The 10,876-nt window shown below is 38.0% G+C and carries 13 protein-coding genes; 7 read left to right on the forward strand and 6 right to left on the reverse strand.

The window, feature by feature from the left end; translation table 11 throughout:
• Window positions 1-63: 63 nt before the first annotated feature.
• Window positions 64-771: a DNA alkylation repair protein gene (locus tag LKE05_RS09475; protein ID WP_308456656.1), complete on the forward strand. Its 708-nt coding sequence runs from the start codon at window positions 64-66 to the stop codon at window positions 769-771.
• Between the two features lie 41 nt (window positions 772-812).
• Here LKE05_RS09475 and trmB read toward each other — a convergent pair whose 3' ends face one another.
• The 5 genes from trmB to LKE05_RS09500 form a co-directional block, all read right to left on the reverse strand.
• On the reverse strand, window positions 813-1,481 hold the full coding sequence (trmB, locus tag LKE05_RS09480; protein ID WP_022230015.1) for a tRNA (guanosine(46)-N7)-methyltransferase TrmB: 669 nt from the start codon (window positions 1,479-1,481) through the stop codon (window positions 813-815).
• A 137-nt stretch (window positions 1,482-1,618) separates the two neighbouring features.
• Window positions 1,619-4,378, reverse strand: coding sequence for a rhamnogalacturonan lyase family protein (locus tag LKE05_RS09485; protein ID WP_308456657.1), 2,760 nt, complete (start codon window positions 4,376-4,378; stop codon window positions 1,619-1,621).
• A gap of 121 nt (window positions 4,379-4,499) precedes the next feature.
• Window positions 4,500-5,012, reverse strand: a complete 513-nt coding sequence (locus LKE05_RS09490) for a dihydrofolate reductase (RefSeq protein WP_308456658.1) — start codon at window positions 5,010-5,012, stop codon at window positions 4,500-4,502.
• Window positions 5,009-5,659 (reverse strand): hypothetical protein, encoded by a 651-nt coding sequence (locus tag LKE05_RS09495; RefSeq protein WP_022229320.1) that lies wholly within the window; start codon window positions 5,657-5,659, stop codon window positions 5,009-5,011. Before LKE05_RS09495 ends, LKE05_RS09490 begins: the two co-directional genes overlap by 4 nt.
• Window positions 5,660-7,267: an ABC-F family ATP-binding cassette domain-containing protein gene (locus LKE05_RS09500; RefSeq protein WP_117967742.1), complete on the reverse strand. Its 1,608-nt coding sequence runs from the start codon at window positions 7,265-7,267 to the stop codon at window positions 5,660-5,662. It lies immediately after the preceding gene.
• 93 nt (window positions 7,268-7,360) lie between these two features.
• On the opposite strand from LKE05_RS09500, the gene LKE05_RS09505 reads away from it, so the two are divergent.
• Entirely contained in the window at window positions 7,361-8,194 is an 834-nt protein-coding gene (locus LKE05_RS09505) for a deoxyribonuclease IV (protein WP_308456659.1), read from the forward strand.
• 37 nt (window positions 8,195-8,231) lie between these two features.
• Here LKE05_RS09505 and LKE05_RS09510 read toward each other — a convergent pair whose 3' ends face one another.
• Window positions 8,232-8,498, reverse strand: coding sequence for a hypothetical protein (locus LKE05_RS09510; RefSeq protein ID WP_147514701.1), 267 nt, complete (start codon window positions 8,496-8,498; stop codon window positions 8,232-8,234).
• 143 nt (window positions 8,499-8,641) lie between these two features.
• Between LKE05_RS09510 and LKE05_RS09515 the strand changes: the two genes are divergently transcribed.
• The 5 genes from LKE05_RS09515 to LKE05_RS09535 all read left to right on the forward strand — a co-directional run.
• On the forward strand, window positions 8,642-9,019 hold the full coding sequence (locus LKE05_RS09515) for a zinc-ribbon domain-containing protein (protein ID WP_308456660.1): 378 nt from the start codon (window positions 8,642-8,644) through the stop codon (window positions 9,017-9,019).
• Between the two features lie 20 nt (window positions 9,020-9,039).
• On the forward strand, window positions 9,040-9,525 hold the full coding sequence (locus tag LKE05_RS09520) for a hypothetical protein (protein ID WP_308456661.1): 486 nt from the start codon (window positions 9,040-9,042) through the stop codon (window positions 9,523-9,525).
• Window positions 9,526-9,561: 36 nt separating this feature from the next.
• A complete protein-coding gene (locus tag LKE05_RS09525; RefSeq protein WP_308456662.1) occupies window positions 9,562-10,020 on the forward strand; it encodes a hypothetical protein in 459 nt (152 codons plus the stop codon).
• A 26-nt stretch (window positions 10,021-10,046) separates the two neighbouring features.
• Window positions 10,047-10,385: a hypothetical protein gene (locus LKE05_RS09530; RefSeq protein ID WP_308456663.1), complete on the forward strand. Its 339-nt coding sequence runs from the start codon at window positions 10,047-10,049 to the stop codon at window positions 10,383-10,385.
• Between the two features lie 102 nt (window positions 10,386-10,487).
• Window positions 10,488-10,876: transposase (locus LKE05_RS09535; RefSeq protein ID WP_308456664.1), on the forward strand; the 389-nt coding region annotated here is incomplete at its 3' end.

Raw genomic sequence — 10,876 nt, forward strand, 5'->3', positions numbered from 1 at the left:
AAGAGTTGTTTTAGATTTATTCCAAAACAACTCTTTTATTTTCAGACAAAGAAAGGACAAATAATGGAGCTTACAAAAGAAATATGGACGCAATCAGATTATGACGAATTTGCGGAATACTTAAAAACATTGGCTGACGAAAAATACAAAAAATTCAGTGACTCGCTTGTTCCCGGCGGAACGCAATCTATCGGTATTCGTGTACCCATCTTGCGTCAAACGGCTAAAGCTATTTCAAAAGGTGACTACGCGTCATTCCTTAATTGCAAAAACAACGCATACCGTGAAGAAATTATGATTAAAGGCTTGGTTATGTCGCTCATAAAATGCGATTATCACGAAATGCTCGGCTATATAAAGCAATACGTTGCTCAAATTACAAGTTGGGAAACTTGCGACATTGTTTCATTTAAGGGATTGAAGAAATATTTAGATGAATTTTTAAATGACGTTGAATATTTTATCTACAACGAAAATCCCTGGATTGTGCGTTTCGGTTTTAATTGCCTTATGGAATTTTATTTGACCGATGAATATATCGACAAAGTTCTGTCATACGTCAACTCGGTAAATTCAGATTTCTACTATGTTCAAATGATGCAAGGCTGGCTCGTTGCAACAGCCGCCGCAAAGTGCAGAGATAAAACAATGAAATTTCTTGAAAGCAACGATTTAAACGCAATCACTCAAAATATGGCGGTACGAAAAATTCGTGAATCGTTAAGAATATCAAAAGAAGATAAAGAACTTGTTTTACAGTTCAAAAAATAACAGTAGGGTGCTTGCCATACTGTTATTTTTTATCTTCTCTGTTAGCTTTCTTTTTTTCGGTTGTCTTCCCAACCGAGATATGTCGCCTCAAGACGGTATATCGGCATACCCTGTTCAGAGAAGCGTTGTTCATATTCAGTCATAACGTTGCCTTCAAACTTTGAATTATGCAAATCAAGGCTGATATTTTCAAGCTTGAAATTTTCCTCCGCAAATGAGTTAAGCGAAAAATCAAACAAAGCCTTATTATCGGTTTTAAACCAAATATAATCGCCCTGTTTAAGCACGGCTTTATATCTGTCAAGGAAACGCTTATGAGTAAGTCTGCGTTTTGCCTGTTTGTTTTTCTTCCAAGGGTCAGAAAAATTAAGATAAATACGTCTTATCTCGCCAAATTCAAATATATCTTCAATTTTTTCCGCATCCATATCCATAAACAAAACGTTTGTAAGTTCAGCTGCCACAGTTTTTTCCATAGCCATAACTATAACGTCCTCAACCTTTTCAATCGCAATAAAATTCACATCAGGGTACATTTTCGCCATACCGACAATAAAATTACCCTTACCGCAACCGATTTCAATATGAATAGGATTATCGTTACCGAAACGTTCCGCCCATTTCCCCTTATATTTTTCAGGCTCTTTTATCCAAATATCACTGCAACGTTCCATTCTTGCGTCACAATTTTTCTTTTTTCTCATTCTCATATTATTTTTACCTCAAACACAAATTTCTCATTTATTATACTATAACAATAATTTTTTTACAATATATTTCTCAAATATTTTAAAAATCACAAAAAAATCGGACGCATACGCGTCCGATTTTAATATTGTTTTATGATTTATTTAATTAAATCCCAAAGCATTGAAAGCATTGTAGCAGCCTGTGCTCTTGTTGCATTAGCCTTTGGTTGGAATGAACCGTCATCCATACCGTTGATAATACCCAAACCAACTGCATTGTTTACATCTTCAACAGCCCATGCTGCGATGTCTGATGCGTCTGTAAATTTCTTATCGGCAGCCTTAGCCTCAACATTTTTATATGCGGCAGCCTTAGCAACCATTGATGCCATTTCTTCTCTTGAAATTTCCTTATCGAAATCTTCAACAGTGAACGGAATATCTTCTGCAATTAGGTTAGCGTTTTGAGCGGCTTTTACGAATGGCATTGCCCAGTGTTCGCTTGCCAATGATGAATCTGTATCAATCTTTAGAGCGTTTACGATAAGTGTTGCAAACTGACCCTTTGTTACAGTTCCGTCAGGAGCGAAGTGTGTATCGTCCATACCGTTGATAACGCCTGCTTTATACATCTTATCGATGTATGTCTTACCCCAGTGACCTACAACGTCAACGAACGGTGAATCTGTTGATGGTGTTGAACCTGCAACAGGTAGAGCAGATTCGTCAAATGCCTTTGCCTTGTATGAATTTGAAACAAGTTTAACATTTGCGTCCGGTTGAGTTGTGTACTGTGAATTAGCAATATGGTCGTTCATATACCAGCTGATATGTGGCGGTTGGTTGTAACAGTTTGTATCTGTTGCTGATGAGTTTCTGTAAATATCATCATGTGCAAGTGTATAGAAGTTATAATTTGTTGCATATGGTGTTTCATATAGTCTTAGAGAATATTGATATACAGTCTTATCTAATTCAACTTCAACATCCTTATCAAAGTTACCCTTGATTGTTGTCTTTTCTTTCTTTGTGTCTTGACCTGTGATTGCGTAAGAAACAATTTCTTCTCTCCAGTCACCTAACAAGTCAGCTTGTAGGTTCGGATTACCCTTTGTTGAGTTGATTGAGTGTGAACCCTTACCCTCGAAAATCTTATCGAATGTCTTTGTATTGTCATTCCACTTTGTTACAGTAATTTCTTTACCTGCACCGTTGTGGTCTTGAAGTTCATCCTGTAAGTCGCCCGTCCAATAAATTCTGCCGTTCATAGCAGCCTTTAGATCAGGAAGTTCGTTACCGTTGCTGTCCCAGTAACCTGATGAACCTGCACCCCACATAGCGTACCAAGAATCGCCGTAACCGATATTGGCAATCATAGCACGACCTGTATCTTTGATACCGTTGTGAATTTGATAGAATTCGCCTGTCTTAGCGTTTTGAAGTGAAATACCCCATTGATGACGATCATTAGGAGCGCCTTGAGCAGCAGCTGCAGCCGAATTTTTAAATATTGTATTAGATGTGATGTATGGAGAAAGTTGTGGACCTTTCAAATCAAACACTTCACTGTCTGCACTGTAATCCTCATAAGCTTTTAACCATTCAAGACCTTCTTTAGTTGGGTCGAAGTCACCAAGGTGCATAGCATCACCGTGTTCTTGATATGTACACCATAGAATTGAACCGTCGTTATCCCATGTCAAAGCGCCGTAAAGAATTTCGTCCTTACCGTCGCCGTCAACGTCACCTGCTTCAATTTGGTGGTTACCTTGACCGATATAGCCGTTATTCTTTGATTCGGCTGTATCAAATGACCATTCCATCTTTAGCTTGCCGTTCTTAAAGCTGTATGCAGCGGCACCTGTACGTCCGTTAGGAGTTGAGATACCCTTACCGAAGTAATAACCTCTTGCAAATACAGCAGACGGTGACTGACCGTCAATATAAGCTATTGTACTGTTATATCTTTCCGAACGGTTACCGAAGTCATCACCGAATGTTAGTGATGCAGCATTTGAGCCTACAGTATTGTTCGGGAAATAATCTATTGTGTCAAGAGCCTTACCTGTTTCACCGTCGAAACACGTTACATAAAGCGGGCCTTGCAAGTTTTTACCGTCGTTTAGAGCAGCCCAGCTGTTTTCGTATGTTTCACCCTTTGATGCGTCACCGATTACGTTACCTTGACCGTCAACAGTACCGTCAGCAGTTCTTACCATAACTTCTGCTCTGCCGTCACCGTCAAAATCGGCTACGTTAAGATGAGTATCGTGTTGTCCTGCACGGATATTGTAACCCATGTCAATTCTCCAAAGCTGAGTACCGTCAAGTTTGTAAGCATCCATATAAACCTTACCGGTTCTGCCGCCTGTAGCGGCGTCCTTAGCGTCTGAAGGGCTCCATAGCATTACGATTTCATATTGTCCGTCACCGTCAAGGTCACCGTATGATGAGTCACCCGGTGTATATGAACCGTAGTATATGCCGTTTCTGTCCATTTGTAAAACGTCACTTTCAGGAGCTTTAGCCAAAGGAATATCAAGGTATCCGTTCTCCCATACGCCTACGCTGTCTGACATTTGGCCGTTTGCAACTACTGTATACTTATCGTTTACAGTACCTGATGCGTCAACAAAGTTTGTAACCGCACCTTCGTTAATCTTTTCTTGGTTTCTGTAAAGAGTAAATGTAGTGTCAGCAGGCTCTGTTGCCAATCTTCTCCATGAAATAAGTACACCGTCGTTAGTTTTTGTTGCAACGACACCTCTATCAAGGTTTTCCATGTTTCTTGTGATTGCACTGCCGGCAAATGCACTTGCACTTGTCATAGGAGCAACTACTCCCACTGCCGCAACCTGAGCAAGAACCAAAGAAAATGCACCTAACTTTCTTAGTTTTTTCTTTGAATTTTTAAGCATTTAGTTATCCTCCCTCTTTTATATATACTTTACCTATCTATTAAAGCATAATAATCATTATCTATATAATATCATATTTCACAAACTTTTTAAAGTGTTTTTCATAAATTCAATGTGTAATTTACAGTGTTTTTTGTTCAAAATGCGATTGAGGATTTTTGTTTATATAAGTGTAAAATGCAAAAGAAATGCCGTTTTCAACGTATTTTTCGGACACATTACCCAGTTCCCACATTTCATTTTCATCAAGGTTATCGATAAAGACATCGGCATTGCCGTCGGAAAACACCTTTGTTATATACGCGCTGTCGCAATACGGCAAAAGCTGTTTGTAAACCTCACCGCCGCCTATGACGAAAGTATCGTCACCGCCGTACTTTTCGACAATCGTTTTTATGCCGTGAACAATCTCCGTACCGTCGCACTTGAAATTTTTGTCGGTTGTAAGTACAACATTTTTTCGATTTTTAAGCGGTTTTGCGTTAGGGAAGCTCTCCAACGTCTTTCTGCCCATAACAACCGTCTTACCCATTGTTTTCTCTTTAAAAAATTCCATATCCTCGGATATGCGGAACAGCAAATTCATACCTTTGCCAATGCCCCACTTTTCATCAACCGCCGCAATTATTTTCATTCTGTTTCATCAGGAAATATCAATTCCTGTGCATACGGAAGTGTTCTCGCCCAATCGATGAATGACTTTGACCATTCTGTCAATTTGTGAAATCTTCTCTGACCTTTTGAACACATCGCCAAAAGATTTTCGTATGTCATTGTAACGGTTCTTGTCTGCTGCCATGCTGACGGCAACCATCTGATAAGCTCTTTCCAATATGCCTTATCCTTTGTTTCAAGATACTTTACACGCATACTTTCCAAAAATTCTATATGCTTGTCTATCACATCACCAAGTTTTGTGCCGTCATAATCAAGATCTGAATTGTAATCGTCAATTTCAAAACACTCGGCAGTAATAGGTGTTGACGCAAGTTTGTGCATTGTCGATGTACTGTTCGCGGTTGTACCGACCTTATACGTATCAAATTCTTTCCACCAATAAAGCGGACCTGTTATATCAACCGACACAAAAATCTGACGCATAAATTTTCTGTGTTCACTGCCTGATTTTATAAGTCTTTGCGCCAAATCTAAATCGTTTTCACCGATTACGACTTTTCCGTTCTCCTCAACCGTATCATTTTTACGCCATGATTCAAGAGGGTTTCTCATACCTTTAAGCGCACGTTTAAAGCCGTAAACCTCTGTATTTTCAAATTTCATTTAGTTACCTCTTTTCATTTCGATATACTCGTCAAATGTACACATTCTGTCCACGATTGTGCCGTCCTCACGAATATCAATAATTCTGTTTGCAACGGTATTCACAAATTCGTGGTCGTGTGACGCAAATATAACGTTTCCCTTGAACGCTTTCAAGCCGTTGTTTACCGCAGTGATTGACTCAAGGTCAAGGTGGTTTGTAGGCTGGTCAAGTATAAGTATGTTTGATCCGTACAACATCATTCTTGAAAGCATACATCTGACTTTCTCGCCACCGGAAAGCACGTTTACCTGTTTGAATACATCATCACCCGAGAACAACATTCTTCCCAAAAATCCTCTTATATACGATTCGTTTTGAGTTTCAAAGCCTGCCGCACTGTATTGTCTTAGCCAATCCACAAGATTTAGTTCACAGCCGTCAAAATACTTAGAGTTATCTTTAGGAAAATAACTTCTTGACGTACTTACGCCCCACTTAACAGTACCCTCGTCCGGCTCATCTTCACCGGCAAGTATTTGCATAAGCGCAGTGATTGCAATTTCGTTTTCACCTATTATGGCAATCTTATCGTCATGATTTAGTGTGAATGATATATTATTAAGAAGTTTTTCACCGTTTACAGTCTTTGAAAGTCCGTCAACGGTAAGCAAATCGCGTCCCGCTTCTCTGTCCATATCAAAGCCCACAAACGGATAACGTCTTGATGACGCAGGCAATTCTTCAACTGTAAGTTTATCAAGCATTTTCTTACGGCTTGTAGCCTGTTTTGATTTCGACTTGTTCGCAGAGAATCGCTGAATAAAAGTCTGCAATTCTTTAATTTTTTCTTCAGCTTTTTTATTTTGTTGCTTGATAAGTCTTTCCATCATCTGACTTGACTCGTACCAGAACTCATAGTTACCGACATACATCTTAACCTTTGAATAGTCAATATCAACGATATGCGTACACACAACATTAAGGAAATATCTGTCATGCGATACAACTATGACTGTACCCTCGTAATCAAGCAAGAAATCTTCAAGCCATTCAATAGCCTGCAAATCAAGGTGGTTTGTAGGCTCGTCAAGAAGGATAATGTCAGGGTCACCGAACAATGCCTGTGCCAAAAGGACTTTAACCTTTTCGTTACCGCCAAGGTCAGCCATCTGCGAATACATAATACTTTCGTCAAGTCCAAGACCCTGCATTAACTTTGATGCATTGGAATCAGCCTCCCAACCGTCCATTTCCGCAAATTCCGCCTCCAGTTCAGCCGCTTTTATACCGTCCTCGTCCGAGAAATCTTCTTTTTCATACAACGCGTCTTTTTCTTTCATAATATCATAAAGACGCTTGTTACCCATAATAATCGTATCAAGTACAGTGTACTCGTCATATGCAAAGTGGTCCTGTTTCAAAACCGACATACGACAATTTGGGTCGATAGACACTTCACCGGTTGTCGAATCAAGTTCACCCGAAAGAATTTTAAGAAAAGTCGATTTTCCCGCACCGTTTGCACCGATTACGCCGTAGCAGTTGCCCGGTGTGAATTTTAAATTAACGTCCGAAAACAGATTTTGTCCGCTGAAATTCAGACTTACGTTTGTTACTGTAATCATTAAATATTTCTCCTAATTTTTATTGTTGATTTTATTTTTCAATTATACTATAATAATGTTATTAATGCAAGTATATTATAGGAGGAAATCAGAATGTTAAATATAGGTTGTCACTTGTCAGCCGCAAAAGGCTATATGAATATGGGTAAAGAGGCAAAGAGCATTGACGCAAATACTTTTCAATTTTTCACGCGTAATCCACGCGGAGGTAAAGCGAAAGCTATTGACGAACAGGACGTAAAAAGTTTTCTCGAATTTATGAAAGAAAATAATTTTTCACAAATTCTCGCTCACGCACCGTATACGCTTAATGCGTGTTCCAATAAAGAAGAAACTCGCGAATTTGCCTTAAATACAATGGCTGACGATTTAAGACGTATGGAGTATACACCAAACCAGCTGTACAACTTCCACCCCGGCAGTCACGTCGGACAAGGCGTCGAAATCGGAATTGATTTTATTGTAAAACAGCTTAATACTGTACTTACACCCGATATGACAACAACTGTTTTGCTTGAAACAATGGCGGGTAAAGGTACTGAAATAGGTCGCAGTTTTGAAGAATTGAAAGAAATTCTTGACGGTGTTAAACTTGATAATAAAATGGGCGTGTGTATGGATACTTGCCATATTTACGACGGCGGATATGATATTGTCAATGACCTTGACGGTGTTCTTGATGAGTTCGACAGAATTATCGGTCTTGACAGATTAAAAGCAATTCATATGAACGACAGCAAAAATCCTTTTGCAAGCCATAAAGACAGACACGAAAAAATCGGTGAAGGCAGTATCGGTTTTGATACTATGGTTAAGATTATCAACCACCCTAAATTACAGGGTATTCCGATTTTGCTTGAAACTCCGAATGAACTTGACGGTTATAAAAAAGAAATTCAAATGCTTAGAAAATCATATACTATGTAAAAAAGCACACATAATTCAAGAAAAGACGAGGAAACAATCATTCCTCGTCTTTTTCTTTTTCATCATCTTCAAACCCTGTTCTGAGTCTACGACTCATTCCACCTCTGCCATTATGTCTTCTTTCCACTTGTTCTATCAATTCTGTATCTATATTTTTCAATGCAAAATCTATACATTGATTTATAAATTCATTTCGGCTTATATCAATTTCCATAGCCCAATCGTTAATTTCCTGTAACATTCTGGTATCCAATCTAAGCGAAATAACTTCTTTTTCGGGTTTTATTGGTTCAAATTTTCTCAATGTAATTCCTCCTCTTGACATAATTATATATTCTATGCTAAAATAATCCTATATTCTTATATTGAATACATATAAGAATACTATTTAACCATATATTTTTAATACCATAAAAATAATACTATATGTAGTAGGAGGAAATTACAATGGAAAATCAAACAGAAAACACAAATGTAACATCTGAAAATCAGCAACAATTTGAACCGCTCCACAAATCATTTTGCAGAGAGTGCGGCACTATGATTAGTGAAAAGGCTGATATATGTCCAAACTGCGGTGCAACACAACACAGAGCCAAAGTAATAGACGATACACCGTCAGCAGGATTGAAAGTATTGTCGTTCTTTATCCCACTTGTCGGGCTGATTTTATTTGTTGTTCAAAGCAAAGACACTCCTATATCAGCTAAAGAATACGGCAAATGGGCTTTAATCGGTTTTTGTACTGGTATAGTTTTAAGTATAGTGTGGTACTTTGTAGTATTGGCATCTGTTTCAAGTATGTTCAAAGCATTTAGTTTTTAATCAAAAGAGGTGTTTATATTATGAAAAAAATATTAACAGTGGCATTGTCAGTAGCTTTATTGTTGTCAACAACCGCATGCGGAACAAATTCCGAACTTGAGGCACTAAAGCAAGCAAACGAACAATTAAAATCACAGTTATCAGACACAGAGGAAAAACCGACTGAAAAGCCAACTGAAAAACCAACCGAAAAACCGACTGAAAAATCAGAGGAACAAAAAACTTCAGATACTCAGCCAAACTCCGACAATGCTTACGAATTTACCGCCGGCAACTACGATTGCCCTGCCGATATTCCGGCAGGTAAATATGACGTTGTAGCTATAAGCGGCAGCGGCAATTTCACAATAAAAAGAGAAGATGGACATACCCAAACATGTGAAAGGCTTGGAGTTGATGCCGATGATGAATTCTATATTAAAGAATATAAAAACGCTAAATTACTTGACGGAAAAGCACTCGAAATCAGTGGAACTCTTAGAGTTCAATTAAATCCTAAAGATTAATATGTTTTAAATTTATTTTGAATGGAGATTTTAAATATGAAAAAATTACTGACAATCATATTGTCTGCAGCCTTGATATTGTCCACAACCGCATGCGGATTCAATTCTGAGCTTGAGGCATTAAAAAAAGAAAACGAAAAACTCAAAGCACAGTTAGAAAGTTCCGAAAAAAAGGACACTCCAAAACCTACGCAAAATTCAACACCAAGCCCAACAGAAAATCAATCTGCTGACAATAATTCTACATATGAACTTACCGCCGGCGATTATGAAATTCCGGGCGATATTCCGGCTGGCAAATATGACATTATAGCTATAAGCGGAGATGGCGAATTTATACTGGACGGAAACGACAATTTTATAGATGAACGTATGAGTTCAAATGCCGAAGAAAATTCAAATGCTATCAAAGAACGTAAGAACGCATCATTAAAAGACGGCAATTCTATAACCATAAATTATAACCTTAAAGTTCAATTAGTTCCAAAAAATTAGTATTATACAGAATGGAGATTTTGCATATGAAAAAAATATTAACAATCACTTTATCTTTATTGTTGTTGCTCTCAACAACTGCGTGTTCGTTAAATCTTGGATTTAACTCTTCAAAATATGAACTTACCGCCGGTCATTATGACGTGCCGGATGATGTGCCTATCGGAAAATATGATATTGTAGTAACCGATGGACGAGGTGTGTTTACTACTTTCGACGCTGATGGTTCATATGATATAATGGAAGGAATGGATATTGAGGGCATTGAAGGTCGTATTAAAGAATATCACAATGCTAAATTAGAAAGTGGTTCTTCAATCGAAATTAGTAGCACTCTTAAAGTAAAACTAGTTCCTAAAGATTAATAAACACAAAAAAATCCCATTTTGATGAGAGTGTGAGAAAAAGTCTGTAAAAAAGAATCCTTCTATGATAGAATATAAATAAATCATAGGAGGAATTTTTTTATGGCAAGACGTAGACGAGAAAGAATGAGTGAAGGAAAGAAGAATATCATTGCCGGATTGATTCAGGAATATGACATCAAAACAGCAGAAGATATTCAAGAGGCATTAAAGGATCTATTAGGCGGTACTATTCAGGAAATGATGGAAGCTGAACTGGATGAGCATTTAGGTTATGATGAATATGAACGCAGTGACAATCCGGATTATCGAAATGGAGTAAAACAAAAAAAACTTCGTAGTTCTTATGGGGAAATCCCTATTGATGTTCCACAAGACCGTGACGGTGATTTTGAACCGCAGATAGTCCCTAAGCGAAAGAAGGACATATCAGAAATAGAACAAAAAATCATTGCTATGTCGGCAAAAGGTATGACAACAAGACAAATTTC

Source organism: Hominilimicola fabiformis (genome assembly GCF_020687385.1).
GTDB lineage: Bacteria > Bacillota > Clostridia > UBA1381 > UBA1381 > Hominilimicola > Hominilimicola fabiformis.

What these genes read in the sequence shown, in the direction of transcription:
- LKE05_RS09490 (WP_308456658.1), bottom strand. Translation starts at nt 5,012, where the DNA reads ATGAAAATAATTGCGGCGGTTGATGAAAAGTGGGGCATTGGCAAAGGT.
- LKE05_RS09500 (WP_117967742.1), bottom strand. Translation starts at nt 7,267, where the DNA reads ATGATTACAGTAACAAACGTAAGTCTGAATTTCAGCGGACAAAATCTG.
- LKE05_RS09515 (WP_308456660.1), top strand. Translation starts at nt 8,642, where the DNA reads ATGGAAAATCAAACAGAAAACACAAATGTAACATCTGAAAATCAGCAA.
- LKE05_RS09530 (WP_308456663.1), top strand. Translation starts at nt 10,047, where the DNA reads ATGAAAAAAATATTAACAATCACTTTATCTTTATTGTTGTTGCTCTCA.
- LKE05_RS09485 (WP_308456657.1), bottom strand. Translation starts at nt 4,378, where the DNA reads ATGCTTAAAAATTCAAAGAAAAAACTAAGAAAGTTAGGTGCATTTTCT.
- LKE05_RS09475 (WP_308456656.1), top strand. Translation starts at nt 64, where the DNA reads ATGGAGCTTACAAAAGAAATATGGACGCAATCAGATTATGACGAATTT.
- LKE05_RS09505 (WP_308456659.1), top strand. Translation starts at nt 7,361, where the DNA reads ATGTTAAATATAGGTTGTCACTTGTCAGCCGCAAAAGGCTATATGAAT.
- LKE05_RS09520 (WP_308456661.1), top strand. Translation starts at nt 9,040, where the DNA reads ATGAAAAAAATATTAACAGTGGCATTGTCAGTAGCTTTATTGTTGTCA.
- LKE05_RS09495 (WP_022229320.1), bottom strand. Translation starts at nt 5,659, where the DNA reads ATGAAATTTGAAAATACAGAGGTTTACGGCTTTAAACGTGCGCTTAAA.
- trmB (WP_022230015.1), bottom strand. Translation starts at nt 1,481, where the DNA reads ATGAGAATGAGAAAAAAGAAAAATTGTGACGCAAGAATGGAACGTTGC.
- LKE05_RS09525 (WP_308456662.1), top strand. Translation starts at nt 9,562, where the DNA reads ATGAAAAAATTACTGACAATCATATTGTCTGCAGCCTTGATATTGTCC.